Origin of the sequence: Streptomyces chisholmiae (assembly GCF_031845445.1) — a bacterium.
In the GTDB taxonomy this organism is placed as follows: Bacteria; Actinomycetota; Actinomycetes; order Streptomycetales; family Streptomycetaceae; genus Streptomyces; species Streptomyces chisholmiae.
This window is the reverse complement of the sequence record NZ_JAVREO010000012.1, coordinates 143,403-169,744: the sequence shown is the minus strand read 5'-3', so window position 1 is coordinate 169,744 and position 26,342 is coordinate 143,403. Positions and strand designations below refer to the sequence as shown.

Sequence of the window (26,342 nt, the reverse complement as noted above, 5' to 3'; positions counted from 1 at the left end):
GGTCGTGCGTGTGTCAGCAGAGAAAGGCAGCGCCATGGTCCCCCTCGCCACCGCGGCCCCCCGGCGTCCCACGTACCCCACACCGACCGCGCGTGGTGAGAGCAGCTTCCGGCTGCCGGCGGAGCTGAGAGCCGCCGGCCAGGCACGCCGCCGGGTGCGGGTGGCGCTGGCCGCCTGGGGCGTGCCCACCCCGGCCGCCGAGGCCGCGGAGCTGGTGGTCTCCGAGCTGGTCGCCAACGCCGTCCGGCACACCGCGAGCGGCACCGTGCACTGCCGCCTGTGGGACACCGGCAGCCGGCTCGGCGTCGAGGTCACCGACGAGCACGCCGGACCACACCGGCCCCGCCAGCGCGCCGCCCAGGCCCAGGACGAGGGCGGCCGCGGCCTCGCCCTGGTCGACGCCGTCAGCCTGCGCTGGGGCGTGACCGCCGCCGCGGCCGGCCCCGGACAGCGGGTCTGGGCCGAACTGCCGCGCCCCACCGCCCGGATAGCCGGGGCGGCGCCGGCCGGCCACGGACCGGTCCAACCCGCCGAGACAAGGTCCTGACACCCTCCTATGGCCCCCCTCACGCACCCCGCACCCCGCCCCGACCACCTCCGGTCGGTGCCCAGGCGCCGGCCCCGCTGGTTGGAGTCCGACGTCATCGAGACCCCCGGGGAGCACGGCCGCCAGCTGCTCGCCGGACTGCCCCGCCCGGGCGCGATCTTCGCGGTCGGCCCCAGCTGGTGGTTCCCCGTGCCCAGCGGCTCCGAGACCGGCATGCCCTGGCCGGCCCCCGCCCGCTACCTCAACGACGTCCGGCTCGCCGTCGCCGCCCCGCCCGAATGGGCCGGCGAGGGCCTGTGGGCCCCCCAACTGATCCACTGGCCCAACCACGGCGTCCCCTACAGCCATCCGCTCTTCCTCTTCGTCGGCGTCTGCCAACTGGCCGGCGTCGACCCGGTGGCCACCACCACCGCCGGCGACCTCACGGCGTCCTGAGCGCCGCCACCCACGCCGGCAACGGCTCGGCCCGGCGCGACCACTCCACCGGCACCCCGGCCAGGCCCACCCGCGCGCCGACCACCCCACCGGCGATGGCGCAGGTGGTGTCCACGTCCCCGAGCCCCTCGGCGGTGCGCCACAACGCCTCGGTCAGCTCGTCCAGTCGATGCGCCGCCGACCACAGCGCGAACGGCACCGTGTCATCCGCCCGCATCCGGTAGCCGCTGCCCAACTCGGCGGCGGCCGCCGCCGGCCCGGTGTCCGCCGGCAGCCCGGCGGCCCGGACCAGCCCGTCCCGCACCGCGCTCGCCGGCGTGTGCCCGGCGACCTCCCGCAGCAGCGCCGCCGGCGCCACACCGGCCGGCGCCGTCACCGCCAGCGCCGCAGCGACCGCCACGGCCACCGCACCCGCCACCCCCTCCGGGTGCGCGTGCGTCACCTCGGCGGCCAGCGCCGCCCGCTCTGCCGCCAGCCGGGGATCGGACCCGAACAGCGCCCCCAGCGGAGCGGCCCGCATGGCGGCGCCGTTGCCCAGACTGCCCTGCCCGCCGAACAGCTCCCGCGACCTGACCCGCCACCGCCCCGGCTCCTCGGCCAGCTCCGGCAGCAGCTCGTGCATCCCTGCCGCGTAACCGCGCCCGTCGTCCGCCAGATAGGCCCGGCCGAACCCCTCGGCCACCGCCTCCTGGTCCACCTCGCCGCCCGGCCAGGCCGCCGCCAGCAGCGCCAGCGCCAGCGCCGTGTCGTCCGTCCACGGCCAGTGCCCGGCCGCCGGCGTCACCCGGTCCCGCAGCAGCGCCGGCACGTCCAGGCCGGCCCGCCGGGCGCCGAACCAGGTCTCGCCGAACGCGTCGCCCAGGGCCAGCCCCCGCAGGCTGTCCAACGCCGCCACCGTCGTCCTCCGCGTCTCCCGTGTCACCCCGCCATGCTCGGCCCTCCACCCGCCCCCTGGCCAGCCCCCGCCGCGCCGGACGGGCCCGTTCGGGTAGACCCCCGCCCCTGGTGTTGCCGCCAACTGAGCGCTCCGCACGCGGAGTTGGCCGGATCGGCGGCGGCCGGCCGCGCATGGCGCTGCCGGACCGCCGACCGGGCCGGCCATAGCCTGCGGCGGTACCCGCCAGGGGCAGCCCAGGCACCCGCGCGTCCGGAGGAGACACCATGAGCAAGCGAACCGCAGCCCCCCGATGGCTGGCCGTGGGGGCGGCCATCGCCTTCGCCACCGGCACCGCGACCCTGAGCGCCCAGCCCGCGCTCGCCGACTCCAGCCAGTGCGCCAGCGGCTCGTTCTGCGTCTGGGAGAAGTCCAGCTACGCCGGCGAGTTCCTGCAGTCCAGCGGCTCCGTGACGAACGTCGGCAACGGTATGAACGACCGGATGACCTCCTACTGGAACCGCACCAACCAGACGGTCAGCGTCTACGAGCACGACAACCACACGGGCTGCATGTTCTCCATCGCCCCCGGCGAGTCCGAAGCCGCGGTCGCCTCGCACTTCAACGACAAGATGACCTCCTTCAAGGTGGGCGGCGGCTGCTGACCGACGCCCGGGGCGGCGCGCGCCGCCCCGGGCCACCCGCCCGGCTACTCCGGCTGGACCACGGCCGCCGACCAGCGCACCGCGTCCGAGGAGGCGTCGATCCCGACGGAGAAACTCCCGAAGTCGAGCACCCCAGCGGGCATTTCCTGGGACCCCGTGCCGACCGAGCCGACCGGGCACGCGACGGTGAAGGCCGCCACCTCGACATCGAACTGCTCCATGGAGACCGCCACGCTGCCGCCGCCCTCACAGGCGACGGTGAGCACCGTCGGCAGCCGGCTCGTCCCCCCGCCGGAGACGAACCCGCCGTCCCCGGTCATCTCCGGGACCCAGACCAGGCCGTCCGGCCCGGGGTGCGGCAGCAGCGGCTCGTCCGCCGCCGCCCCACCCGCGGTGCCGACCAGGGCGGTCGCCGTCGCGACCGCCGTCACCATCCACCTCGTACGCTTCACTCCTGCTCCCCTCTCTCTCCCCGGGACTCTCACAGATGGCGGAGTCGGCCACCAGAGGGCCTCGGCCCGACGAGCCGGCGCCGGCTCGGGCGGCGGCGGGAATCCGGCCGTCGCCCGCGGCGTTGCCAACGGACATGAGCACCTCCGCGCCGCCCGCCGAACGCGCCGCCCGTGCCGTCCTGGCCGGCACCCGCTGGTCCGTGCTGGACCGGGCGCTGATCCGCCAGGGCCGGCCGGCCGCCGAGGCGCTCCGCGAGGCGGTGGACTTCGCGCGGGACGTGGAGGAGCTGGGCTACCACCGCTTCTGGGTTGCCGAACACCACGCGGTGCCCGGCGTCGCCGGGGCGGCGCCCACCGTGCTCGCCGCCGCGGTGGCCGCCGCCACCAGCCGCATCCGGGTGGGTACCGGCGGGGTGATGCTGCCCAACCACCGGCCGCTGGTGGTCGCCGAACAGTTCGGGGTGCTCGCCGCGCTGCACCCCGGCAGGATCGACATGGGCCTGGGCCGCTCGGTCGGCTTCACCGAGGCGGTGCGCCGGGCGCTCGGCGCCGACCGGTCGGCGATGGCCGGCTTCGCCGACCAACTGACCGAACTCCTGGACTACTTCGCCGGCCGTGGCCCGGTGCGCGCGGTGCCGGCCGAGGGCCTGGACGTACCCGCCTTCGTGCTCGCCACCGACACCGGCGCCGACCTGGCCGCCGAGCTGGGCCTGCCGCTGGTGCTCGCCGCCGGCGCCGACCGGGACCGCACCCGGGCCACCGCCGCCCGCTACCGGGCGGCGTTCCGGGGCGACCGGCCCTACCTGGTGCTGGGCGTCAACGTGGCGGTCGGCGCGACCACGGCCGCCGCCCGCCGGCTCCAACTGCCGGAGGCCTGGGCCGTTGTCCACTCCCGCACCAGGGGCGACTTCCCGCCGCTGCGGCCGCCGGCCGAGATCAGCGCCGACCTGGCGGCCGGCACGCCGACCGAACGGGAGCGCCGCTACCTGGACGAGGCGCTGGCCGGGCAGCTGGCCGGCACCGAGGCGGAGGTCGCCGCCGCGCTGGCCGAGCTGGTCACCGCGACCGGCGCGGACGAGGTGCTGGTCTCCCTGGCTACCCACGACCGGGCCCAACAGCTGGACTCCTACCGGCGGTTGGCCCACGCCGTCGGGCTCTGACCCCGGCCGGCGGGGCGCCTCACTCCACCATGCCCCGCGCCAGCCCCATCGCCACCAGGTCCTGGGGACGCAGCCGCAGCAGGTCGGCGACCTCGGCGACCGCCGCCGGGTCGGCCGGGTCCCGCTTCAGCACGGCGGCGGCCGGCTCCGGCGCCAGCACCGAGTAGTAGCTCTCCGGCGCCACCCACAGCCGGTCGGGCGAGGTCAGCGCCACCGCGCCGCCCGAGCCGCCCTCCCCGACCAGCAGGGTGGTGACCGGCACCCGGCAGCCGGCCAACGCGGCGATGGTCTCCGCGACGGCCGCCCCGACCCCGTCCCGTTCGGCCCGCTCGTCGTTGGCCGCGCCCGGGGTGTCCACCAGGGTGAGCACCGGGATGGAAAGCCGGTCCGCCAGCCGGATCAGCCGGGTCGCCGCCCGGAACCCGGCCGGGCTGGTGCGGGTGCCCAACTGCGCCACATAGCCCACCGCGCGCCCGTCCCGCTCGCCGAAGCCGACCAGCAGCCCCGGGTCGACGCAGGCCAGCGGCGCCAGCCGGCTGAAGGCCGCCGCCAGGTAGGCCCGGGCGTCCGGCCGGTCCGCCGCCCTGGCCCTGGCCACCGCCTGCCAGCCGGAGGCGGCCGGCTCGGCCGGCCGCACCGCGCCCGGCGGGGCGACCGGCCCGGCCGCCGGGCTGGTCAGCAGCGCCAGCCAGCCGGCGACCGCCGCCGGCAGCCCGTCCCACGGCACCAGCTCGTCCACCTGCCCCATCGCCAGCTGCCCCTCGGCCGTGTAGGCCGACGCGTCGACGCCCGCCGGCCGCACCCGGGCCCCGGAGAACCCGACCTGCACCCCGGGCAGCGCCAGCCGCACGTCGGCCCCCGCGCCCAGCGTCACCCAGGCGCCGCCGGTCACCGGGCCGGCCAGCACCGCCAGGTGGGCCGGCCCGGCGGCCCGCAGCCGCACCATCTCCCGCGCGATGTGCTGGAGTTGGGTCAACGCGTGCATGCCCTCCTGGACCCGGGTGCCGCCGGAGGCCAGCAGTGAGACCAGCGGCAGTCCGAGGTCGGCCGCGGTGCGCAGGGCGCTGCCGATCCGCTCGCCGGCGACCCGGCCGATGGAGCCGCCGAGATAGCCGAACTCGAAGGCCAGCAGCACCGCCTCGTGCCCGCCGACCCGACCCACCCGGCCGACCACCGACTCCGAGGCGCCGGAGCGGTCCGCCGCCCTGGCCCGGGTCGCCGCGTAGCCGGGCCACTCCAGCGGCCCGTCGGGCGGGCCGGTATCGGCTCTGACCGGCAGCGGCGCCGCGTCCGGCGCCAGCTGGTCCAACAGCACCCGCGCGGGGCGCGCGGTCTCGCTCACGCCAGCTCCCGCTTGAGCACCTTGCCCAGGTCGTTGCGGGGGAGCGCGGTCAGGAACCGCACCTCCCTGGGGCGTTTGTGGGCGGCGAGCTGGCCCACCACGTGGTCGCTCAGCTCCTCCAGGGACGGCGGGCGCGCCGGGTCCCTGGGCACCACCCAGGCCACCACCCGCTCGCCGAGATCCGGGTCGGGCGCCGCCGTCACCGCCGCCTCGGCCACCCCGGGGTGTGCCAGCAGCACGTTCTCGATCTCGCCGGCGCCGATCTTGTAGCCGCCGCTCTTGATCAGGTCGGTGGACTTCCGGCCGACGATCCGGTAGCCGCCGGTGGAGTCCCGGGTCGCCATGTCGCCGGTGCGGAACCAGCCGCCGGAGGCGAACGCCTCGGCGGTCGCCTCCGGGCGGTTGAGGTAGCCGCTGAACAGGTTGGGGCCGCGCACCTGCAACTCGCCCACCGTCTCCCCGTCGCCGGCGTCCAGCGGCCGCCCCGCGTCGTCGACCAGCCGCACCTCGACGCCGGGCAGCGCCACCCCCACCGTGCCGGTGGCCGGCGGGCCGTCGGCCCGGACGCTGGTGTTCATCAGGGTCTCCGTCATCCCGTAACGCTCCACCACTCGGCGCCCGGTGGCGGCCCACAGCCGTTCGTGGTCGGGCAGCGGCAGCGGGGCGGAGCCGGAGACCAGCAGCCGCGCCCCGGCCAGCGCCTCGGCCAGCGGCCGGTCCCCGGCGACCGCCTCGGCCAGCCGGTGGTACATGGTGGGCACGCCGAAGAGCACCGTGCCGCCCGAGGTGAGCGCCGCCCGCACCCCGTCCGTCGAGAACCGGCCCAGGTGCCGCACCGTGCCACCGCGCCGCAGCGGCCCCAGCACGCCCAGCACCAGCCCGTGCACGTGGAACAGCGGCAGCCCGTGCACCACCACGTCCTGGTCGGTCCACCGCCAGGCGTCGGCCAGCGCGTCCAGGGTGGCCGCCACCGCCCGGTGCGAGAGCAGTACGCCCTTCGGCGGCCCGGTGGTTCCCGAGGTGTAGACGACCAGCGCCGGGTGTTCCGCGTCGACCGGGGGGAGCGGCACGGGCTCCGGTCCTGGCACCGCCGCTAGGTCGACCGACCGGGCGGGCAACGCGCCCAGCTCCGGCGGTGGTTCGACCCCGGGGGCGGTCACCAGCAGGGACGGCGTGCTGTCGCCCACGATGTGGGCCAGCTCGCGGGCGCCGCTCTTCGGGTTGAGCGGGACCACCGGCACCCCGGCCAGCAGGGCCGCGACCACCCCGACCGCGGTGTGCGCGGTGGGGGTGGCCCACACCGCCACCCGGAACTGGCCCCGCAGCTCTCCGGCGAGCGCGAAGGCCAGCGACCGGAGCGTCGGGTAGTCGAGTATCTGGTCCGGGAAGTGCAGCGCGGGCTTGGCGGGCACCTCGTTAAGGGCCGGGAGCAGCGAACTCATCTGCTCATGCTAAGCGCTGGGGCCCCGGGGCCACCGGGGGGCAAAACGGACCGGGCCGGACCTTCCCCGGCCCGGCCCTTCGCCTGCTCCCGACCGCCGAGCCGGTCAGTCCCCGCCGGTCGCCTGCGGGAAGTAGTTCTGGTAGGCCTCGGTGAGGTCGCCCAGCGCGCGGCTGTACGGCGCGTCGAAGTACCAGATCAGGAAGAGCAGGAAGGTGATCAGCGCGCTGAACAGCCCGGCGAGCAGCAACTCCCGTCCGGAGCGCTGGATCTGGAGGGTGAAGACCATGCCCACCGTCACGGCGGCGCCGGCGATCAGCCCGAACCACACCACCGCGGGCATGGTGGACTCCGCGCTCTCCGCCCGTCCGGCGCGGGCCGCGTCCACCGCGGCCGCCTCGTCCCACAGCGCCTGGTGCGCGGTGATCTCCCGGATGGTGGTGGGCTCGCGCTCGCCGATCACCGCGCGCAGCTGGGTGAGCAGGTCCTCGCCCTCGTCGGTGAGTTCGCCCTCGTCCAGCATCTGGTCCCACTCCGGGCCGGCAGCGTGCGCGACGTAGTCGTCGATGGCGGCCCGCACCGCCGTCGCGTCCTCGGCGGGGAGCACAGCCGCGCGCTCGTCCATCTCGTGCAGCGCCTGGGCCTCCTGCTGCACCCACTCCTCGGCGGCCGCGCGTTCCTCCCAGACGCCGGCGATGGCCAGGCCCAGCACGATCGCGTAGACCACGCCGATCATCATCGTCATGTACTCGATGACGTCGGGCGTCTCGGTCGGGTCGTCCTCGCCGCCCACCCGGCGTTGCCGGAGCACGGCGACGATCAGGACCACCGAGCAGGTGGCCAGGATGGCGAAGAGGAGAACGAGCCATTCGGACATCGGGGTCAGCTCCTAGGAGGTGCCGGCGCGGGCACGGGAACGGGGACGCAACGCGGCGGCGGCCAGCACGGCCGGCGCCACCACCAGCACCATCCGGCTCACCAACGAGCCCTCGCGGGGCGGGCGTTCGGGATCCGGGGCGACGCGGGGCACCACCGGCAGCGGGCTGGGGGGTGCCTCGGGCGCCGGCTCGGCCGGTGGCGCCTCGGCCGCCGGTGGGGCCGGGGCGTCCGGCGCCGGCTCGGGGGTGGGGGCCGGTTCGTCCGGGGCCTGGGCAGGCGGTTCGGGCGCGGGTGGCTCGGGCTCGGGCGCGGGGGGCGCCGGCTCGCCCGGCGGCTCCGGCTCCGCAGCGGGCGGGTCGGTCGGCTCGGGCGGCGGCGGGCTCGGTTCGGGCGGCGGGGGCGTGGGCTCCGGCGTCGGGGTCGGCTTCTCGCAGTCCCAGATGACCGGCTCACCCACCACCGCGCAGGAGTCGCCCGGCCGGCCCGCCGCGGTGGCGGTGCCACCGGCGACGGCCACCAACAGGAGGGCGGCGCCGACGGTTTGGCGGGTGCGCCAGCGCGCTCGTTGCCCAGTCGTCACGGGAACGATCCTGCGCCCCGCCAACCTCACCGGCCGCCCATTCGGCCGGCTTTTCGCCTTATCCGGTGAACAGATCAACCCGCCCGGGTGGCGGCCAGAACTCCCGTACGAGGGAGGGGAGTTGACTCAGAGGGGACAGGCCGCCCGGCCGCCGCGCCGTGGCCGGCCCCCCCGGGGCTCGGCATCGACGCCACGGCCGCCGGGCCGCGACCAGTGGTGGTCGCGGCCCGGCGGCGCGGTGGCGAGCGGTTGAGTCCGCCGTGCTGGCTCAGTCCTGGCTGTCCGCCGTCCCAGCCGGCTCCGTCTTGTCGGCCTTGTCCGCCGCGGCCTTCTCCTCGGCCTTCTTCGACGCCATCAGGCTGGTGATCGTCGTGACGACCAGCACGCCGCAGATGACGCCCAGCGAGACCGGTATGGAGATCTCCGGCACATGCAGGTCCGTCGTCTCGTGGAGGCCGTGCAGGACCAGCTTCACGCCGATGAACGCCAGGATGACCGACAGGCCGTACGACAGGTGGACCAGCTTCTTCAGCAGCCCGGCGATGAGGAAGTACAGCTGCCGCAGCCCCATCAGCGCGAAGGCGTTCGCCGTGAAGACGATGTACGGATCCTGGGTCAAACCGAAGATCGCCGGGATCGAGTCCACCGCGAACAGCACGTCCGTCATGCCGATCGCCAGCATGACGATCAGCATCGGGGTCGCCAGCCGCTTGCCGTTCTCGTGGATGAACAGCTTCGTGCCGTGCCAGGTGTTGGTGGAGGGCACCCGCCGTTGCACGGCCTTCATCAGGCGACCCTCCTCCCAGTCCTCGTCGTCCTCGTCGGCCCGCGCGTCCTGGATGAGCTTCCACCCGGTCCAGATGAGGAAGGCGCCGAAGACGAAGAAGACCCAGGCGAAGGTGTTGATCGCGGCCGCGCCCACGGCGATGAAGCCGGCCCGCAGCACCAGCGCCATCAGCACGCCGATCATCAGCACGCGTTGCTGGTAGATCGACGGCACCGCGAACTTCGCCATGATCAGCACGAAGACGAAGAGGTTGTCGACGCTGAGCGACTTCTCGGTGACATAGCCGGCGAAGAACTCACCGGAGGCCTGTCCGTCACCCCAGAGCAGGAGACCGATGCCGAAGAGCACGGCGAGCACGACCCAGACGATCGTCCAGATGCCCGCCTCCTTGATCGAGACGTCGTGCGGCTTGCGACCACCTATGAAGAAGTCGGCCGCGATGAGCGCGCACAGACCACCAATCGTGAGCACCCACACGGTCAATGAGACGTCCAACTCAGGTCCTTCCCTGACACGTACACCGGCGGCAGCAAGAATGTCCGAAGCCAGGTAAAGAGAGTGTCAAGAAACGAGGCGCCGGCTCTCCCGCGCGGTGCCACCGCCCGCCCCGCCCCTGTGGCGGCGCGCTGACCGGCCGCGATGCCGGTGGGGAAGGGGCGACGGCGCCACCGTGGTTCCGTGGCCGCCCCGCCGTGCGGTGGCGCTACGCGCCGTATCCGCCGTCGATCGGCAGCACCGCGCCGGTGACGTAGGAGGCCTGCGGGCTGGCGAGGAAGACGACGCCCGCGGCGATCTCCTCCGGCCTGCCGTACCGGCCCATCGCCGTCGTCGGCAGGAACATGGGTGCCGCCGGGCTGTCGGCCGGGTTCATCTCGGTGTCGACGAACCCGGACTGGATGACGTTGACCGTGATGCCCCGGTGGGCCAGGTCGCGGGCCGCGCCCCGGCTGTAGCCCTCGAGGGCCGACTTGGTGCCGGCGTAGTCGGTCATGCCGGGGAAGCCCACCCGTGTTCCCACGCCCGAGCTGATACTGACGATCCGGCCGCCGTCGGGCAGCAGCGGGAAGGCGGCCCGGATCGCGGCCACCACGCTGGTGTAGTTGACGGCGAGCTGGCGGTCGAGGGCGGACTCGTCGACGGCCTCGCTGTCGATGGGGGCGGCGACGGTGACGCCCGCGTTGTTGACCAGGATGTCCAGCTTTCCGAAGTGCTGGACGACGCGGTGGATCAGGCCCGCCGCCTGCCTCGCGTCCGCTTGGTCGGCCTGGAAGGCCGCCGCGCGCACTCCCTTCGCCTCCAGGTCGGCGACCACGGCCCCGGCCTGGTCCGCCGAGGACGAGTAGCTGATCGCGACGTCGGCTCCCTCGTCGGCCAGCGCCAACGCCGAGGCCGCCCCGATGCCCCGCGATCCGCCGGTCACGATCGCCACCTTGCCGTCCAGCTTTCCCATGTGCTTGCCCACTTCCTCAGGTGCTGCCGAGTTCTTGACCGTTCGGTCCACCATAGGTTTGGTGGACCGAACGGTCAAGAATCCGTATCCTGGTGCCCATGGCACGTCCGCGAGCGTTCGACGAGGAGCAGGTGCTGCAGGCCGTCCGGGAGCAGTTCTGGGACGCCGGTTACGCCGCGACCTCGCTGGAAGACCTGATGCGCGTCACCGGGCTGGGCAAGGGCAGTCTCTACGCGGCGTTCGGCGACAAGCGGCAGCTCTTCCTCCGGGCGCTGCGCGGCTACACCGACGAGAACCACGACCACCTGCGGAGAGCCCTCGCCGAGCCGCCACGGGCGGTGGACGCGCTGCGCATGCTCCTGGAGGCGCCGATCGGCGACCCGGCCGACGCCGGCCCGCGGCGTGGCTGCCTGCTGGCCAACAGCACCTGCGAACTCGGTAACGCCGACCCGGAGGTCCTCGCCCACGCCCACCGCACCTACGAGACGACCACCGCGCTGATCGGTGACTGTGTCGCCCGCGCCCAACGCGAGGGCGACCTGCCGGCCGGCGCGGATCCGATCGCCCTGGCGCGGGCCCTGCTGGCCGCGCAGCAGGGGATCGTCTTCATGAGCCGGACCGGCTTGGACAGGGCCACCCTCACCGCCACGGCGCGCTCACTCGCGGCGCGCCTCCTGCCGGACCACTCCGGCGATCGAACCGATCGAACCGATCGAACCGACCGGTCCTGACGGGTCGTTCGCGCCGTCCGTCAGGCACCCGGCCCGCGCTGTCCGGACCGGGTCGCCGACCCGGCCGTCCGTCTCGCGCGGTGACCGCTCGGGAAGAGGAGCCCTCGTGCCGCTGTGGAACGCTCGTGCTCGCCGCCGCCGGTGCCACCCCGACCCTCCCCGGCGCAGCCACCGACGGCACCGCCCGCCGCTCAGTGCTGGACCGGCTCGTCGGTGAGTTCCTGGTCGCGGAGCAGGAACCAGGCGACGGCGGCGGTCAGGAGCAGGAGGGTGGCGCCGACGCCGGCGGCGAGGTTCATGCCGTCGACGAAGGAGTCGCGTGCCGCCGCCAGCAGCGCGGTGGCGGTGTCGGCGGGCAGGTGGGCGGCGGCCACGACGGCCCCGCCGAGTGACTCGTGGGCCGCCTCCGGGGTGCCGGCCGGCCCGGTGAAGTCCCGGTAGACGTTGGTGACCACGGACCCCAGCAGGGCGATGCCCAGCGCGGCGCCCAGCTCGTAGGCGGTCTCCGAGACCGCGGAGGCGGCGCCGGCCTGTTCCCTGGGGACGGCGGTGAGGATGATGTCGGCGGTGACCGTGAACGACAGGCCGGCGCCGAAGCCGACGACCAGCAGCACGGCGCCGAGCAGCGGGTAGCCGGTGGACTGGCTGATCACGGTCAGCGTGGCCAGCGCCAGGCCGATCACGGCCAGGCCGCCGGAGACGACGGCGCGCACCGAGAAGCGGCGCGCGGTGGCGCCGGCGATCAGCCCGGCGACCACCGCGCCGGCGGCGGCCGGGAGTTCGGCGACGCCCGCCTCCATCGGGCCCCGGTCCTGCACCAGTTGCAGGTACTGGGAGAGGAAGAACAGCAGCCCGGACAGCCCGAGGATGGTCAGCAGGTCCGCCAGGACGGCACCGCTGAAGCCGCGGTTGCGGAACAGCCGGACGTCCACCAGCGGGGCCGGCAGCTGGCGTTGGCGCCGGACGAACAGGGTGAGACCGGCGGCCCCCAGCAGGCCGGCCGCGAGGACGGGCCACCCGGGCCCGTCGGCGGCGGCCTCCTTGATCGCGTAGACCACCCCGACCATGCCGACCAGCGACAGCAGGACGCTCGGCAGGTCCCAGGGCCCCGGCGCTGGGTTGCGCGACTCCGGCAGTGTCCTGGCTCCGACGAGGACCAGCAGGGCCATCACGGGCAGGTTGATCAGGAACACCGAGCCCCACCAGAAGTACTCCAGCAGTGCCCCGCCGACGATCGGTCCCAGCGCCATGCCCGCCGAGGCGGCGGCGCTCCAGATGCCGATGGCGAGGCTGCGCTCCCGTGGGTCGTGGAACAGGTTGCGGATCAGCGCGAGGGTGGAGGGCATCAGGGTGGCGCCGGCGACCCCGAGCAGCGCGCGGGCGACGATCATCATCTCGGGTGTCTGCGCGTAGGCGTTGAGTACCGAGACCAGCCCGAAGGCGGTGGCGCCGATCAGCAGCAGGCGTTTGCGGCCGATCCGGTCGCCGAGGCTGCCCATGGAGATCAGCAGGCCGGCGAGCACGAAGGAGTAGGAGTCGCCGATCCACAGCAGCTGGGTGCCGGTCGGCTCCAGGTCCGCGCTGAGGTAGGGCGTGGCCAGCCCCAGCACGGTGGCGTCCACCGCCACCAGCAGCACGGCCAGGACCAGCACGCCCAGGGCGAGCCAGCGGCCGGGGCGCGGCGGCTCGCCGCCCCGGCCGGTCGGGGTGGGCGCGCCTATCACGGCGTGTCCTTGCGGGTCGCGCCGCCGAGCAGCAGTTCGACGATCATGTGGGTGAAGTCCTGGCGTGCCACCCGGCCCTCAAGGACGGCCCAACTGCCGGCGCCGAGCAGGCCGTAGAGCGCCTCGGTGATCCAGACGGCGCTCAGGTCGATGCGGAACTCGCCACTCTCCTGGCCCCGGCGGAAGAGGGCGTTGAGCTGCTCGTCGATGCGGGTCCAGCCGGCGTTCTGGGTGCCGCCCTCGAAGAGCTGGTTCTCGGAGTAGAGGAAGGTGAGCAGGCCGGTGCAGGGCTGCACCTCGCGGACCAGCCGGCGCACCGCGTCGGTGGCCGTCCCCTCGGTGAGGCGGGCCGCCGCCAGGGCGGCCTCGCACTCGGCGATGCCCAGCTCCTCCAGCGCGCGGACCAGGTCGTCACGCCCGGCGAAGTGGCGGTTCAGCGTGGCCCTGCTGATCCCGGCGGCTCGGGCGACCTCGGCCATGGTCGCCGTGGCCTGGCGGGTCAGCAGATCGGCGGCGGTCCGCAGCACGTGCTCACGATCGAAACTCATGAGTCAACGGTAAACCATGCGAGGCGTCGATGTCTCATGCGGGGCGCCGCTGACTCCCTCGGGGTGGCTGGCAGCGGTCACGCCGCCTGCCTCGGGCCCGGCGAGCCCCTCAGGCGGGTGGGCCGGCGAGGGCGGGGGAGGCGGGCGCGGCGGGTGGCGCGCTGGCCGAACAGGGGGCGCTGAGCACCGCCCCGTCGTACGGGCCCGGGTTCGCCAGGCCGAGCGACGCGGTCGTCACCACCAGGGCGCGGCCGGTCAGGCAGACGCTGGAGGGTTGGGCGGCCGGCACCTCCACGATGCCCAGCAGCGTCCCGTCGGGGGCGTACTTCCTGATCTGTCCGGCGCCCCAGATCGCCGACCACAGGCAGCCCTGGCTGTCGACCGTCATGCCGTCGGGGCTGCCCACGGCGGGGTCGACGTGGAAGAGCGGGCGGCGGTCGGCCAGTTGGACGGTGCCGGGGGTGACGGTGAAGGCGTCGACGGTGCCGGCGGCGCTGTCCGCCAGGTAGAGGGTGCGCCCGTCCGGGCTGAGGGCCGGGCCGTTGGGGATGGTGAGGCCGTCCAGCACGGTGGTCACCGTGCCCTCGGTGTCCAGCAGGTGCAGGGCGCCCGAGCCCGGTGTGGCGTCGTAGGCCATGGTGCCGGCCCACATCTGCCCGGCCCGGTCGCAGGCGGCGTCGTTCATGCGCTGCGCGCCGCCCGGCCGGGGCGGCACCGGGGTGCTCCGGACGACCCGGCCGTCCGGGTCGAGCACGGCGAACGCCAGGCCCGTCGCCGCGAGCCACCCGGTGCGGCCGTCGGCGAACGGCAGCGGGGCGACCGCGCCGAGCGGGTCGGACAGCCGGGCCAGCGTGGTCGGTTCGGCGCCGGGTGTGGTCGGAAGTCGCAGTAGTCGGCCGGTGAGGATGTCCACCAACACCACGGTGCCGTCGGGCAACAGGCGTGGCCCCTCGCCGAGCCGCAGCCGTTCGGTGGTGATCGGCCGGAACGGCCCGACGTCCGGCGGCTGGTACGCGGTCATGGGCGGCCTTTCGCGGGGTCGGGGTCGAGGGTGCGGCGCGACGCGGTGGAGTCCCGCTCCCCGAGGTCGCGGCAACACCGAAGGATTAAATACTAATTATTGCGGGGCGCCAAGGGTTCGCGGCGTCGCGACCGCGCGTGGTCAACGCGGCGTGGCGTGACCCTCTCCCGGTGTGACCGAAGTGGCCGGCGGTCGAGGTGAGTTCGGGTCCACAGGGTTCACTATTCAGAATTTATGTTTTAACTTGCCTCCGTCGATGATGCGGAACCGCCGGACAGGCCCACCTGGACCCGGCTCCGTGGCAAGGAGGCCGCGTGTACGAGTTGACTCTCCGCCCACCCGTGGAACCGCGAAGCGGCCACCACCCGACGGGCGTCGAGCGCCCCGCCGCCGGGACGGGCGCGTGGTGAGCGCGCTCAGCCGGCGCCGGTTCCTGGGCCTGACGGGGGGTGCGATGGGGGCGCTCGCCACCGGCGGGTGTGTCACCGCGGCCCCCGCCGAGCCGGTGACCGACGGATCGGTCGGTCTGCGGTTCTGGACCCACGACCCGAGCTACACCGCCACGTTCCAAGCCGCCCTGGGCGACCGGGACATCATGCGCGGCTCGCCGTACGCGCCCTCGCTTGAGGTGACCGCGGCGGCGGGTACCGACCTGCTGACCCGGACCATCACGCAGTTCATGGCCGACGGCGCCCCGCCCGACCTGCTCGGCATCATCATCTCGGAGTTCCCCCGGGTGATGAAGGGGGGCCTCGCCGAGTCCCTGTTCCTGGACCTGACGGAGATCGCCGAGCCGTTCGGCGACGACCTGCTGCGCCGCTCGCCCTACACCGTGGACGGCCGCCTCTACGGCCTGGACTCCGACACCTCGATCTCCGTCCTCTACTACCGCCCCGACGAGTTCGCCCGGGCCGGGCTGCCGGCGGACGCGGCCACCTGGGAGGACATGCTCGACATCGGAGGCCGGCTCAACGAGGCCACCGGGAAGTCCGTCGGCATGGTGTCCAACGGCGACAACACCTCGCTGTACAACACCTACCTGCAGGTGCTGGTGCAGCGCGGCGGCAGCCCGTTCGACGCCGACGGCGCGCTCACCATCGACACCGACGAGTCCGTGGCGGCGCTGGACCTCATCCAACGCGGCGTCGCGAACGGCGCGTTCCTCGTCGTCGGCGACCCCTACGGCGCGGCGGCCGCCGCCGCCATCAAGTCCGGCCTGCTCGTCGCCCTGACCATGCCCTCCTGGTACCGGGTCTACGGCCTGGAGGCCAACGCCCCGGAACAGGCCGGGCAGTGGCGGCTGCGGACGCTGCCCCGCTTCGAGGACGGCGGCCACATCGCCGCCAACCTCGGCGGCACCGGCTTCACCGTCTCCGCGGTCAACCCGGGGCGCGAGGCCGCGCTGGACCTGCTGCGTCGCGTCTACCTCACCCCCGAGGGCCAGCTGCTGCGCTTCCAAACCGGCGGCTTCCTGCCCACCCTGCGTTCGCTCTACACCGCGCCCGACTTCACCTCCTTCCGCGACGAGTTCCTCGGCGGCCAGGAGTCCTTCCTGGAATACGCCCGGGCGGCCGACGACCTGCCCGAGTTCTTCCTGTCGGCGAACAACGAGGCGCTCGTGGTGGCCATGGGCGCGCCGCTGCTGGGCCTCTACGCCGGCGACCTGACCCCGGCCCAGGTGATCCGCGCGGCCACCGACTCCTACCGCCGGCAGGTGAGGCCCTGATGAGCGTCGTCGAAATCCGCGCCCGGCGCGGCCGGCCGACCACGGCGAAACCCGCCACCGGCGGGCGACGCGGCTCCCGCTCCCGGTCGTGGGCGCCCTACCTGTTCATCTCCCCGTTCTACGTCCTCTTCCTGCTCTTCCTGGTCGTCCCCATCGGCATCGGCGCCTTCCTGAGCATGACCGAGTGGGCCGGCGTCGGCTCCCCGAAGTGGGTCGGGGCGGACAACTACGCCCGCCTCTTCGACGACTCCAGCTTCTACACCGCCGTCGGCAACACGGCGATCTTCACCCTCGGCACGATGTGCGTCGTCCTGCCCCTGTCGCTGCTGATCGCGCTCGCCCTCAACGCCCGCGGGCTGCGGCTGCGGGATTTGTTCCGCACCATCTTCTTCCTGCCCGTGGTGGTCTCCCCGATCGTCGTGGCACTCGTCTTCGGCCTCTTCTTCGACCAGCGGTTCGGCCTGGTCAACGGCCTCACCAGAGCCGTCTTCGGCGCCCCGGGCGTCAGCTGGCTCACCGACCCGTTCTGGGCGAAGGTCGTGGTGATCATCCTGGTGCTGTGGCGCTGGACCGGCTACCTCACCATGTTCTTCCTCGCCGGCCTGCAGAACGTCTCCCACGAGCTGCGCGAGGCCGCCGAGATCGACGGGGCCGGCCCGGTCCGTCGCTTCTGGAGCGTCACCCTGCCCCAACTGCGCCCGGTGACCGCCTTCATCGGCGTCACCGTCCTGGTCTCCACCGCGCAGATCTTCGAGGAGCCCTTCCTGCTGACCCAGGGCGGCCCCGGCGAGTCCACCCTTTCGGTGGCCCAGTTCATCTTCCGCGCGGCCTTCCAACGGCAGGAACTCGGCTACGCCTCGGCCGCCGGCGTGGTCATGTTCGTCGCGGTCTTCCTGCTGGGCCGGATCGCGATCCGGGTGTTCGGAGCGGGGGAGAACCGATGACGAGGAACCACCAACCGGCCACTGGCCGGGCCCTGACCAGGCGAGCGGGCCGCCGGGCCCGCCCCGGCCGCGTCGCGCTCTACACCGGGCTCGCCCTCGCCTCGGCGCTGTGGCTCTTCCCCATGGTCTGGGCGCTCTTCTCGTCGTTCAAGCGCCGCAGCGACATCTTCGCCTACCCGCCGAGCCTGCTCCCGCCCGATCCGACGCTGGACAACTACGCCACGCTCTTCGAACGGCACCCGTTCTGGCAGTGGTTCCTGATCTCGACGCTGATCGCGCTCACCTCGACCGCCATCACCGTGGTGGTCTGCTCGATGGCCGGATACGGCTTCGCCAAGTACCGCTTCCGGTTCAAGAAGCTGCTGTTCAACGTCATGTTCAGCTCCCTGGCGATCCCCTTCGCGGTGATCGTGGTGCCCCTGTTCGTCTTCCTGGCCAGGACCGGCGCCGCGGACCCGTGGTTCGCGCTCGTCGTGCCCTGGGTCGCCCCCGCCTTCGGGATCTTCATGATGCGGCAGTTCGTGGAGCAGTCCGTCCCCGACGAGATCCTCGACGCCGGCCGGATCGACGGGGTCGGCGAGGCGGGGCTCTTCTGGCGCCTCGTCATGCCGCTGCTGCGCCCCGCCATCGCCGCGCTCGCCGTCTGGAGCTTCCTGAATTCCTACAACAACTTCCTCTGGCCGCTCATCGTCATCGGCGACCCGGACAGCTACACGCTGCCCCTCGGCCTGCAGGCGATATTCGGCGCCGAGGGCCGCCAGTACGACATCGTCCTCGCCGGCTCGATGCTCGCCGCGATCCCCTCGGTCCTCGTCTTCGTCGCCCTCCGCAAACAGCTCATCGACGGCCTGAGCGCCGGCGCGCTCAAGGGCTGACCCCGCCTCGAAAGGACTTCCCATGACCTACGAACCGGTCCCCATCCCCGCCGGCGTCCCGGACCAACTGACCATCGCGCTCTGGGACTTCAGCTGGTACACCCGCACCGGTCCAGGCGAGCCCTTCGAGGACCTCGACCGGGCCTTCGCCGAGACGGTCACGCGCGGGTACAACACCATCCGTATCTGCGCGATGCCGTACCTGCTCTTCGGCTCCGGGCTCGACACCACCCGGGCGTCCTTCGGGCCACTCGGCGGCGGGTACGCCCAGGGCACCCGGTGGTACGACGTCAAACACCGCGTCGCCCTCGACGCCCGCGCCCACCTGGTCGCCCTCTTCGAGGCCGCCCGCCGGCACGACGTGCACGTCATCGTCTCCAGCTGGGAGTACCAGCAGAGCCCCGCGTTCTACGGCGACCGCTCCTGGTTCGACGCGCTCACCGCCGTCGCCCCGGCCGACCGCGCCGTCGCGCTCGCCCAGGCGCACGCCGACCTCTACGCCCACCTCGCGGACCGTGACCTCGCCGACCGGGTCGCCTTCGTCGAGCTGCACAACGAGGTGCAGTTCGGCCGGCTCACCGACGGCCTGGAACCGGACGGCACCGACCTCGTCGTCCCCCTGCGGGAGCGGCTGACCGCGGGCCTCGACGCGTTCCACCGGCGGCTGCCCCACGTCCCCGTCACGGTCAACTACGCACGGGTCCCGGTGGACGCCCTGCGCGGCGTCCCGCACAACATCGACGTCGCCGTCTTCCACCCGTACGTCTACGGGGTGCTGGGCGAGCTGGCCGAACAGCTCGCCCTCCGGGACGAGGAACGGTTCTCCACGGAGCGCGCCCGCCCGTTCCTGCGTCCCGGCGCGCCGGACTACCAGGACTGGCAGCCGCCGCTGGCGGACCGGTGGCGCAAGGACGCCACCATCGTCGGCAAGCCCGAGATCTACGTCCACGACTGGTGCGACCCGGACGCCTGGGACCGCTACCTCTACGAGCACCACGAGGCCCACCATCACGCGATGCGCCTCAAGCTCGACCTGTGGATGGACACCGCCAAGGACTTCAGCCGGGGACGCGGCGTGCCGCTGGTCTTCGGTGAGGGCTGGATCGGCTACACCCCGCTCAACACCTGGTACGAGGAGGGGCCGATCGGGACCGAGGTCTGTCGCGCCGCCGCCCGCAAGGCGCGGTCCATCGGCGCCTGGGGCTCCGTCGTCTGCTCCAACGCGGCCCCGCACCACCCCATGTGGGCGGAGGTGGCGATCCAGGCGGAGTGCAACGAGATCCTCCGGCAGGGCGCCCGGCCGCCGGCCTGATCCCCGGGCAGCGGGGGAGAGGTGCCCACCGGGGAAGCCGCCCCGGTGGGCACCTCGGCACGTCCACGCCGGCCAGCGAATCCTCCATGAACGCCGTGCGATCGTCGCTGTCCCGGCCCCCCGGCCCGGCCCTAGCGTCGGGGACGTGACTCAGAACCCCGACGGCACCCAGCCCCCGCCCGCCGACCAGACGGCGCCGCCCCGCCACCTCCGCGTTCCCCCGCCCGCCCCGGTGACCCCCGCGCCGCTCGACATGGGCGACCCCGCCGGCCTGCCCGGCGGCATCCGGCTGACCTCGCGCCACGTCGAACGGGACGGCGCGCCCTGGTTCCCCGTCATGGGCGAGTACCACTTCAGCCGGGACCTGCCCGAGCACTGGGAGCGGGAGCTGCGGAAGATGAGGGCCGGCGGCGTCAACGTCGTCGCCACCTACCTGCTGTGGATCATCCACGAGGAGGTGCGGGGCGACATCCGCTGGGACGGCCACCGCGATCTGCGCCGCTTCGTCGAGACCGCCGACCGCGTCGGCCTCCAGGTGGTCATCCGCATCGGCCCCTGGGCGCACGGCGAGACGCGCAACGGCGGCTTCCCCGACTGGGTGCAGGCCCTGCCCGTCGCCCACCGCACCGACGACCCGGCCTACCTCGAACTGGCCAGCGGCTGGTACGCCGCGATCGCCGAGCAGGTGCGCGGACTCTGCCACGGCCCGGACCACCCCGACGGGCCGATCATCGGCGTCCAGGTCGACAACGAGCTGTACGACCAGCCCGAGCACCTGCGCACCCTGCGCGAGCTCGCCCACCGGGCCGGGATGCGCCCCTCGCTGTGGGTGGCGACCGGCTGGGGTGGGGCCCGCCTGCCGGCCGGGGCGCTGCTGCCCGTGTACGCGGGCTACTCGGACGCCTTCTGGGAGGAGTCGACCACCGGCTGGCCGGCGTTCGGCGTCCTGCACTTCACCTTCACCACCGTGCGCGACGACCTGTCGGTCGGCGCCGACCTGCGTGACGCCCCCGCCGAGGCGCGCCAGGACGCGGCGCCCGACGGCGACGACCCGTGGCCCTTCGCGACCTGCGAGCTGGGCGGCGGCATGCAGGGCGCCTACCACCGGCGTCCCCTGGTCGACCCGGACGACATCGCCGCCCTCGCGCTGACCAAGCTGGGCAGCGGCTCCGCCTGGCAGGGGTACTACCTCTACCACGGGGCGACGCAGGTCGTCGGCGACCTCTCGACGACGCAGGAGTCGCACGCCACCGGGTACCCGAACGACCTGCCCGTGCGCGACTACGACTTCTTCGCGCCGCTGGGCGCCGTCGGGGGACAGCGCCCGCACTTCCACCAACTGCGCCGCCAGCACCTGATGTTGGAGGCGTTCGGCGGTCAGTTCGCCGCCCACCCCTCGGTGCTGCCGTCCGGCGAGGACGGGGTCCGCTGGGCGGTGCGCGGCGACGGCGAGCGCGGCTACCTCTTCCTCAACAACCACCAGCCGGCCGCCGCCGCGCTGCCGGACGTGCCGGACGTCCGGTTCGCCGTCGAACTCACCGACCGCACGGTCACCGTCCCCAGCACCCCCCGCACGCTCCGCTCCGGAACATTCGGCGCCTGGCCGCTGCGCCAGCCGTTCGGCACCATCCCGGCCCTCACGGTGACCGCCCAGCCGATCACCCGGATCGACACCGCGGCCGGGCCGGTCGTGCTCTTCGCCGCCACCGAGGGCATGCCGGTCGAGCTCCAGCTGGAGGGGGTCGCGGCGGCGGACGTGCGCGGCGCCGACGTGCGCGAGGCGGGCGGCACGCTCATCGCCGTCCCCCGGGCCGCGCCCGGCCTCGGCACCGAGGTCACCGTCGCCGGGACCACCCTCGTCTTCCTCGACCCGGCCACGGCCGACGCGGTGTGGCAGGGCGACATCGACGGCCGCGAGAGCGTCGTGCTGTGGGCCGGCGAGGGGTGGTTCGACGACGAGGGCTTCCGCGTCGTCGAGCCGGCCCAGACGGCCGTCGTCGACGTCTACCCCGCCCTCGGGCGACCCGACCTCGACGAGGTGCCCGGCGCGGGCACCGTCTTCACCCGCTACGCCGTGCCCGCGCGGGAGGTCGTCCACGCGCTCGACGTGCCCGCCTTCGACACCCCGGCCGTGGCGCCCGTCCGCACCGGCGGCAGCTCCGGCCGGCTGTCGGCGCCGACCGACGCCGACTTCGCCGCGCTCACCCCGGTCGAGGTGCCGGTCCCCGACGAACTCTTCGACCAGGCCGAGCGGTTGATCCTCCGCCTCGACTGGACGGGCGACGCCGTCCGGGTCCACGCGGGCGACCGGCTGATCGCCGACCAGTTCTGGTCGGGCCGCCCGGTCGAGGTCGACCTCACCCCGCACCGCGACGCGATCCGGGCCGCCGGGCTGCGGCTGCGGGCGTTCGCCTGGGCGCCGGACTCGGGCGTCCACGTGGACCCGCGGGTGCGCCCCACGGCGACCGAGCCGGTGCTCGCGGTGCACGCGGCGTCGCTGCACACCGTCCGCACCCGCGTACTCCGCTGACGCGGCACCGGCCGGCTGGATGCCCGGGCCCGGCGGACGAGGAGCGCCCCGCGATGCGCGGGGCGCTCGCTCAGCCGCCCGCCCGGTCGCGGTAGGCCGAGGGGCTGAGGCCCTGGTGCTGGCGGAACCGCCGGGAGAAGTGCAGGGGGTCCGAGTACCCGACGGCGCGGGCGACTTCGGCGACGGGCATCGTCGTGGTCGCCAGCAGCGTCCGGGCCCTGGCCATCTTCAGCCCGGTGTGGAAGGCCGCGGGACCGGAGCCGGTGGCGGCGCGGAAGAGCGCGCCCAGGTGCGAGGCGGACACCCCGACGAGTTCGGCGAGCGCGCCGACCTGGATGGTTCCGTCCACGCGCGCCTCCAGATAGCGGACCGCGCGTTCGAACGGCGACGCGTCCCCTGGCAGGGCCCGGTCGGCGGCGAGGCGGGTCAGGAGCTGCCAGGCGACACCCGAGGCGGCCAGGACCTGGGCCGGCGACGGCCGTCGTTCGAGGAGGCTGAGCAACTCGTCGAAGAGCGCGACGGCCCGGTCGAGCGACCGTACGGCGGCGACTGGCTGGCCCTCGCGCACCAGCAGACGCGTGAGGTCGCCGATCTCGGCGCCCCGCAGGTGCGCCCACCAGATCGTCCAGGGGACGTCGTCGGAGGACTGGTACCGGTGCGGGACGAAGGCCGGCAGCACGGCGTAGCTCGCGGCGCCGAGGCGATGGCTGACGCCGCCGATGTCCACCTGACCGTGCCCGGAGACGCAGAGCAGCACGATCAGGTCACGGGCCCCCACGTCGCGCCGGCGGAGGTGGCCGGCTGCCGCGGGGTAGTAGCCGGCGTCGACGACGGTGAGCTGCCGGGTCGCGGGCTGCCGCAGGGCGGCCTCGACGTGCGCGGGCGGCACCTCGCGCACCCGTTGCCCGGCGAACGCCGAGGGTGGCCCGGGCGCGGCTGAACCACGAGCGGTGATCATGTGTGTGGCTCCGGAAAGGGAGAAGGCTGGCCGGCCGGTCCGGCCGCGGCGTGTGGCGGGGCCCGCCGCGACCGCCCGGACCGGATCGTGCGGGCTGGCGTGGTCGCGACGGGCACCGGCGGGTGGGCGGACCGGTCAGGTGGTGCGGTAGGCGCGCAGCGCGGGCAGTGCCCGGCCGTCGAAGTCGAACAGCGTGGTGTTGCTGACGACGTTGGGCTGGCCGACCTCCCAGCCGACGCCGTCGGCCGGGATCATCACCGGGTCCCAGTAGATGGCGCCGCGCACCGCGCCGTCGCCGACCTGACCGAGCTGGCCGAACAGGTCGACGAGGAAGTCGTGTTGACCCTGGGGGGTCTCGGGGTAGGAGACGCCGCCGTTGTCGGTGAGCTGCCCCTCGACGCCCTCGTGGGTGAGCGGGTTCCAGTTGATGCCGGTCTCCATGACCATGATGTCCTTGCCGAACCGGTCGTGGAGCTGGTCGTAGAAGGCGGCCACGGTGGGGATGTCCTTGCCCGTCCAGAACGGGTAGTAGGACGAGCCGATGACGTCGTAGGGGATGCCGTGCGCCTCGGCGGTGGAGAAGAACCACTCGTACTTGTCCATGTTGCCGCCGTCGTCGAGGTGCAGGATGACGTCCGTCGAGGGGGAGACCTCCTTGACCGCCTCGTAGCCGGCGCGCAGGAAGCGGGAGAGGTTCTCCCAGCCCTGCTCGGAGGTCGTCGCCGCGTAGGGGAAGAGGATGCCGCCGTGCATCTCGTTGCCCAGCGAGACGGACGCCGGCAGGGTGCCCTGGTCCCGCAGCGCCAGCATGGTCGCGCGGGTGTAGTCCCGCACGTGCTGTTCGAGCGCGGCGACCGCCTGGTCGTCGGGCAGGGCGGTGACGTCGCGCCACTCCTTGGGGATGTCCTGGATCTCGCCGTTGGACCAGTAGTCGCTGTAGTGCAGCGTGAGTTGGATGTCCATGCCCTGCCGGTCGACGCGGCGGGCGAGGTCGAGCATGTCGGGCGTGTCCTGGTAGCCGTCCGGCAGGTAGGAGTTCGGGTGGCCGATCCGCGGGTTGTCCGGGCCGGTCTCGGTGTAGACGCGCAGCCGGGCCAGGTCCATCCCGTTGTCGGCCAGGACGCGGACCGGGTCGGCGGGCCGGCCGTGCTCGTCGTGGTACCGACCGCCGCTGTCCTCCACCCAGTTGAGCATGGTGAGGTCACCGCCGCCAGCGAACCCGTCGGCGGCGGGGCGCGGGCGCTGCTCGGGCTCCCGCGGCGGGCTGGCCTGGGCGCCCTGGACGGCGGTGAAGCCGGCCAGCGACGCGGCGACAAGGACGAGCGTGGTCAGCCACGCCGACACACGGCTTCGTTGTCGTGCATATGACATAAGCGTCTCCCGGGGGTGTGAGGGAACCCGTCGGCGCGCGTCACGCGGTCGCGCGCCAACGGGTGGCGAGCGTCGGGAAGTTCGCCGGGCGGCGCGGCGCCGTCCGGCCACGAGGTGCGGCTCCGCCAGCCGGGCCGGTGGCCCTGGGTGGGACGGCTCGGGTGGCGTGCGTTCATCGTGGAGGCGGCCTGAGGCGCTGTCAAGATGAATTCATAAATAATGCCTACTGTGGGGTCGGCGGGTGTGCGACCCCGGCTGGAGGTGACCGGGTGGGGAGCCGGCGGGGGCGCGGTCACCTCCGGGGGTGCGGCTACTGGATGGTGGTGATCCAGGTGGGCGCGTCCAGGGTCATGTCGTCGGTGTAGCGCCACGCCTCGATGACGACGTCCCGGCCGTTCGCCTCGGTGTCGATGCTGTACGCCTCCCGGTACTCCTTGGTCTCGCCCGGCGCGAGGCGGCCCTCCAGGAACTCCTGGTCCGTGAGGTACACCGAGTCCACCGTGCCGCCGTTTGTCGCGCCGGTGACGACGAGTCCGAACTCGCCCAGGTCAATGGGCTGTTCGCCGTCGTTGACGATGGTCATCGCCACCCAGAACGGCGTGTGTCCTTCGGCCACGGTGTCGAACTCGCCCAGGCTGTCGAGCGGGATCTCCGTGCTGCCCTCGATGGTCAGCGACGTGCCGTCCGCCCAGGCGTGGGTGTCGCCCGCGGCGAGGTCGGACGGCGCGGCCGGCGGGTCGTCCGGGACGGCGCCGACCTCCTCGGCGCAGCTGTCGTCGCGCCAGGCGCCGTCCTCCCAGATCCAGCGCGCGCCCTCGGTTCCGTTCGCCTCGTCCAGGGCCTCGATCCCGGTGGTGCCGTGCACCCGGGCGGTGGTGCCGTCGAACTCCAGGACGTCGAGGGACTCGAAGGTGATCTCGCCGTAGAGGGCGTCGATGAGTTCGACGGCCGCGGCCGCCTCGGCCACCGTGACGTCCTCCTGGCAGCTGGCGGATCGGGACGCGAAGACGGCCTCGGCGTCGCCCGCGTTGATCGCGTCGAGGTTGGCCTGGACGGCTTGACGGAGGGCGTCCTCGGTGCCGCCGTCCGCCGACGGCCGGGGCTGGGCGTCGTCGGCGCCGTCGTCGCCGCCACAGCCGGTGAGGGCTAGGGCGGTCGCGGTGGCCGCCGTGAGCAAGAGGGTGCGGGTGCGCTTCATGTGATGATCATGGCGCCGACGTTGAGACTATGGGGCAGAAGTGACTGTTCTGTGATGATGAGTGGCCGAGATGCTCCCGTTCGCGCGGCCCCGTCGCACGCGTCCCGGCCGGCTCCGACGCCCCCGCTCGCCGCGTCCGGTCAGTGGTCCGCGCGGGCTCGTCGGTGGTCCGCGCGGGCTCCTCCGGGGTCTACTCCGTGCCGCCGTCCGCGAGTTGGTAGCGCAGCGCGCCCGAGGGGCAGCGCCGCACCACCTCGGCCAGGCGGTCGGGGGTGGCCGCGTCCGGTTGAATCCACGGGCGCTTGGTGATGTCGAACACCTCGGGCAGGCCGTGGACGCACTCGGCGGCGTGCTGGCAGCGCCCCGCCTCGAACGTGACCGTGATTCCCTGCCCCTGGTAGGCCTTCTGTTCGGGTCCGCCGCTCATGCCGGCCTCCGTCGCTTGTCGTCGTGTCCGGTCCGGCTCAGTCGCTGACCCTGCTGCGCGACTGGTAGAGCAGGTCCTGGTAGTCGGGGTGGCGGGCGATCCACTGGGCGAAGAAGGGGCAGGTCGCCAGCACCCGCAGGTTCGCGGTCCGCGCCTCGTCCAGGGCGGTGCGGGCCAGTGCCGACCCGACGCCCTTGCCCTCGTGCTCCGGCGTGACCTCGGTGTGCAGGAACGCGATCAGCTCCGTCGTGCGCATGTACGCGGCGAAGCCGGCGACCTCGGTCCCCCCGTCGATCCTGGCCTCGTACCGCTTCGTCTCGGGCACGTCCCGCACGTCGATCGCCATGTGTCCTCCAACCGCCCGT

General features: G+C 73.9%; 26 protein-coding genes. 10 read left to right on the top strand and 16 right to left on the bottom strand.

The window, feature by feature from the left end:
- Positions 1–10: 10 nt before the first annotated feature.
- Positions 11–547: an ATP-binding protein gene (locus tag RM844_RS20700; protein ID WP_311668797.1), complete on the top strand. Its 537-nt coding sequence runs from the start codon at positions 11–13 to the stop codon at positions 545–547.
- 9 nt (positions 548–556) lie between these two features.
- Positions 557–982, top strand: coding sequence for a hypothetical protein (locus RM844_RS20695; protein WP_311668796.1), 426 nt, complete (start codon positions 557–559; stop codon positions 980–982).
- On the opposite strand, the gene RM844_RS20690 is transcribed toward RM844_RS20695, so the two are convergent.
- The gene (locus RM844_RS20690; RefSeq protein WP_311668795.1) at positions 969–1,904 is read right to left on the bottom strand and encodes an ADP-ribosylglycohydrolase family protein; all 936 of its coding nucleotides are present in this window, start codon (positions 1,902–1,904) and stop codon (positions 969–971) included. The two genes, RM844_RS20695 and RM844_RS20690, sit on opposite strands and share 14 nt — an antisense overlap.
- Before the next feature lie 239 nt (positions 1,905–2,143).
- On the opposite strand from RM844_RS20690, the gene RM844_RS20685 reads away from it, so the two are divergent.
- Entirely contained in the window at positions 2,144–2,521 is a 378-nt protein-coding gene (locus RM844_RS20685) for a peptidase inhibitor family I36 protein (protein ID WP_311668794.1), read from the top strand.
- A 44-nt stretch (positions 2,522–2,565) separates the two neighbouring features.
- Here RM844_RS20685 and RM844_RS20680 read toward each other — a convergent pair whose 3' ends face one another.
- Positions 2,566–2,973 carry a hypothetical protein gene (locus tag RM844_RS20680; protein WP_311668793.1) on the bottom strand — a complete coding sequence of 136 codons (408 nt, stop codon included), beginning with the start codon at positions 2,971–2,973 and terminating at the stop codon, positions 2,566–2,568.
- Between the two features lie 134 nt (positions 2,974–3,107).
- On the opposite strand from RM844_RS20680, the gene RM844_RS20675 reads away from it, so the two are divergent.
- Complete coding sequence (locus RM844_RS20675) at positions 3,108–4,133, top strand: MsnO8 family LLM class oxidoreductase (RefSeq protein WP_311668792.1); 1,026 nt, start codon at positions 3,108–3,110, stop codon at positions 4,131–4,133.
- Between the two features lie 19 nt (positions 4,134–4,152).
- On the opposite strand, the gene RM844_RS20670 is transcribed toward RM844_RS20675, so the two are convergent.
- The 6 genes from RM844_RS20670 to RM844_RS20645 form a co-directional block, all read right to left on the bottom strand.
- Positions 4,153–5,475: a carboxyl transferase domain-containing protein gene (locus tag RM844_RS20670; RefSeq protein WP_394814560.1), complete on the bottom strand. Its 1,323-nt coding sequence runs from the start codon at positions 5,473–5,475 to the stop codon at positions 4,153–4,155.
- Positions 5,472–6,917 (bottom strand): acyl-CoA synthetase, encoded by a 1,446-nt coding sequence (locus RM844_RS20665; protein ID WP_311668791.1) that lies wholly within the window; start codon positions 6,915–6,917, stop codon positions 5,472–5,474. Before RM844_RS20665 ends, RM844_RS20670 begins: the two co-directional genes overlap by 4 nt.
- Positions 6,918–7,022: 105 nt before the next feature.
- Positions 7,023–7,793 (bottom strand): bestrophin-like domain, encoded by a 771-nt coding sequence (locus RM844_RS20660; RefSeq protein ID WP_311668790.1) that lies wholly within the window; start codon positions 7,791–7,793, stop codon positions 7,023–7,025.
- A 12-nt stretch (positions 7,794–7,805) separates the two neighbouring features.
- The gene (locus RM844_RS20655) at positions 7,806–8,375 is read right to left on the bottom strand and encodes a hypothetical protein (RefSeq protein WP_311668789.1); all 570 of its coding nucleotides are present in this window, start codon (positions 8,373–8,375) and stop codon (positions 7,806–7,808) included.
- Positions 8,376–8,643: 268 nt separating this feature from the next.
- A complete protein-coding gene (locus tag RM844_RS20650) occupies positions 8,644–9,657 on the bottom strand; it encodes a TerC family protein (RefSeq protein WP_311668788.1) in 1,014 nt (337 codons plus the stop codon).
- 208 nt (positions 9,658–9,865) lie between these two features.
- Complete coding sequence (locus RM844_RS20645; protein ID WP_311668787.1) at positions 9,866–10,612, bottom strand: SDR family NAD(P)-dependent oxidoreductase; 747 nt, start codon at positions 10,610–10,612, stop codon at positions 9,866–9,868.
- 98 nt (positions 10,613–10,710) lie between these two features.
- On the opposite strand from RM844_RS20645, the gene RM844_RS20640 reads away from it, so the two are divergent.
- Positions 10,711–11,343 (top strand): TetR/AcrR family transcriptional regulator, encoded by a 633-nt coding sequence (locus RM844_RS20640; RefSeq protein WP_311668786.1) that lies wholly within the window; start codon positions 10,711–10,713, stop codon positions 11,341–11,343.
- Between the two features lie 191 nt (positions 11,344–11,534).
- Here the strand turns inward: RM844_RS20640 and RM844_RS20635 are convergent, their stop codons facing one another.
- The 3 genes from RM844_RS20635 to RM844_RS20625 form a co-directional block, all read right to left on the bottom strand.
- Positions 11,535–13,067, bottom strand: a complete 1,533-nt coding sequence (locus RM844_RS20635) for an MFS transporter (protein WP_311668785.1) — start codon at positions 13,065–13,067, stop codon at positions 11,535–11,537.
- A complete protein-coding gene (locus tag RM844_RS20630; protein WP_311668784.1) occupies positions 13,064–13,615 on the bottom strand; it encodes a TetR/AcrR family transcriptional regulator in 552 nt (183 codons plus the stop codon). The genes RM844_RS20635 and RM844_RS20630 overlap by 4 nt, the downstream gene beginning before the upstream one ends.
- A gap of 109 nt (positions 13,616–13,724) precedes the next feature.
- Positions 13,725–14,636, bottom strand: a complete 912-nt coding sequence (locus tag RM844_RS20625) for an SMP-30/gluconolactonase/LRE family protein (protein WP_311668783.1) — start codon at positions 14,634–14,636, stop codon at positions 13,725–13,727.
- Between the two features lie 406 nt (positions 14,637–15,042).
- Between RM844_RS20625 and RM844_RS20620 the strand changes: the two genes are divergently transcribed.
- The 5 genes from RM844_RS20620 to RM844_RS20600 all read left to right on the top strand — a co-directional run bounded on the left by RM844_RS20620 (position 15,043) and on the right by RM844_RS20600 (position 22,023).
- Positions 15,043–16,362 (top strand): ABC transporter substrate-binding protein, encoded by a 1,320-nt coding sequence (locus RM844_RS20620; RefSeq protein WP_311668782.1) that lies wholly within the window; start codon positions 15,043–15,045, stop codon positions 16,360–16,362.
- Positions 16,362–17,306, top strand: coding sequence for a carbohydrate ABC transporter permease (locus tag RM844_RS20615; RefSeq protein WP_311668781.1), 945 nt, complete (start codon positions 16,362–16,364; stop codon positions 17,304–17,306). Before RM844_RS20620 ends, RM844_RS20615 begins: the two co-directional genes overlap by 1 nt.
- On the top strand, positions 17,303–18,181 hold the full coding sequence (locus RM844_RS20610) for a carbohydrate ABC transporter permease (RefSeq protein WP_311668780.1): 879 nt from the start codon (positions 17,303–17,305) through the stop codon (positions 18,179–18,181). The genes RM844_RS20615 and RM844_RS20610 overlap by 4 nt, the downstream gene beginning before the upstream one ends.
- A gap of 22 nt (positions 18,182–18,203) precedes the next feature.
- On the top strand, positions 18,204–19,493 hold the full coding sequence (locus RM844_RS20605) for a cellulase-like family protein (RefSeq protein WP_311668779.1): 1,290 nt from the start codon (positions 18,204–18,206) through the stop codon (positions 19,491–19,493).
- A 145-nt stretch (positions 19,494–19,638) separates the two neighbouring features.
- Positions 19,639–22,023: a beta-galactosidase gene (locus RM844_RS20600; RefSeq protein ID WP_311668778.1), complete on the top strand. Its 2,385-nt coding sequence runs from the start codon at positions 19,639–19,641 to the stop codon at positions 22,021–22,023.
- Between the two features lie 70 nt (positions 22,024–22,093).
- On the opposite strand, the gene RM844_RS20595 is transcribed toward RM844_RS20600, so the two are convergent.
- From RM844_RS20595 to RM844_RS20575, 5 genes are all read right to left on the bottom strand, one after another.
- Positions 22,094–22,981 carry an AraC family transcriptional regulator gene (locus RM844_RS20595; RefSeq protein ID WP_311668777.1) on the bottom strand — a complete coding sequence of 296 codons (888 nt, stop codon included), beginning with the start codon at positions 22,979–22,981 and terminating at the stop codon, positions 22,094–22,096.
- 135 nt (positions 22,982–23,116) lie between these two features.
- A complete protein-coding gene (locus RM844_RS20590; protein ID WP_311668776.1) occupies positions 23,117–24,325 on the bottom strand; it encodes a glycoside hydrolase family 53 protein in 1,209 nt (402 codons plus the stop codon).
- Between the two features lie 337 nt (positions 24,326–24,662).
- Positions 24,663–25,550, bottom strand: a complete 888-nt coding sequence (locus tag RM844_RS20585) for a hypothetical protein (protein ID WP_311668775.1) — start codon at positions 25,548–25,550, stop codon at positions 24,663–24,665.
- A 190-nt stretch (positions 25,551–25,740) separates the two neighbouring features.
- A complete protein-coding gene (locus RM844_RS20580) occupies positions 25,741–25,977 on the bottom strand; it encodes a (4Fe-4S)-binding protein (protein ID WP_311668774.1) in 237 nt (78 codons plus the stop codon).
- 37 nt (positions 25,978–26,014) lie between these two features.
- Positions 26,015–26,323, bottom strand: coding sequence for a GNAT family N-acetyltransferase (locus RM844_RS20575; RefSeq protein WP_394814559.1), 309 nt, complete (start codon positions 26,321–26,323; stop codon positions 26,015–26,017).
- Between the last annotated feature and the right edge of the window lie 19 nt (positions 26,324–26,342).

Coding starts and splice junctions, on each gene's coding strand:
- RM844_RS20695 (WP_311668796.1), top strand. CDS start 557: ATGGCCCCCCTCACGCACCCCGCACCCCGCCCCGACCACCTCCGGTCG.
- RM844_RS20685 (WP_311668794.1), top strand. CDS start 2,144: ATGAGCAAGCGAACCGCAGCCCCCCGATGGCTGGCCGTGGGGGCGGCC.
- RM844_RS20675 (WP_311668792.1), top strand. CDS start 3,108: ATGAGCACCTCCGCGCCGCCCGCCGAACGCGCCGCCCGTGCCGTCCTG.
- RM844_RS20665 (WP_311668791.1), bottom strand. CDS start 6,917: ATGAGTTCGCTGCTCCCGGCCCTTAACGAGGTGCCCGCCAAGCCCGCG.
- RM844_RS20660 (WP_311668790.1), bottom strand. CDS start 7,793: ATGTCCGAATGGCTCGTTCTCCTCTTCGCCATCCTGGCCACCTGCTCG.
- RM844_RS20645 (WP_311668787.1), bottom strand. CDS start 10,612: ATGGGAAAGCTGGACGGCAAGGTGGCGATCGTGACCGGCGGATCGCGG.
- RM844_RS20640 (WP_311668786.1), top strand. CDS start 10,711: ATGGCACGTCCGCGAGCGTTCGACGAGGAGCAGGTGCTGCAGGCCGTC.
- RM844_RS20630 (WP_311668784.1), bottom strand. CDS start 13,615: ATGAGTTTCGATCGTGAGCACGTGCTGCGGACCGCCGCCGATCTGCTG.
- RM844_RS20625 (WP_311668783.1), bottom strand. CDS start 14,636: ATGACCGCGTACCAGCCGCCGGACGTCGGGCCGTTCCGGCCGATCACC.
- RM844_RS20615 (WP_311668781.1), top strand. CDS start 16,362: ATGAGCGTCGTCGAAATCCGCGCCCGGCGCGGCCGGCCGACCACGGCG.
- RM844_RS20610 (WP_311668780.1), top strand. CDS start 17,303: ATGACGAGGAACCACCAACCGGCCACTGGCCGGGCCCTGACCAGGCGA.
- RM844_RS20605 (WP_311668779.1), top strand. CDS start 18,204: ATGACCTACGAACCGGTCCCCATCCCCGCCGGCGTCCCGGACCAACTG.
- RM844_RS20595 (WP_311668777.1), bottom strand. CDS start 22,981: ATGATCACCGCTCGTGGTTCAGCCGCGCCCGGGCCACCCTCGGCGTTC.
- RM844_RS20585 (WP_311668775.1), bottom strand. CDS start 25,550: ATGAAGCGCACCCGCACCCTCTTGCTCACGGCGGCCACCGCGACCGCC.
- RM844_RS20580 (WP_311668774.1), bottom strand. CDS start 25,977: ATGAGCGGCGGACCCGAACAGAAGGCCTACCAGGGGCAGGGAATCACG.
- RM844_RS20575 (WP_394814559.1), bottom strand. CDS start 26,323: ATGGCGATCGACGTGCGGGACGTGCCCGAGACGAAGCGGTACGAGGCC.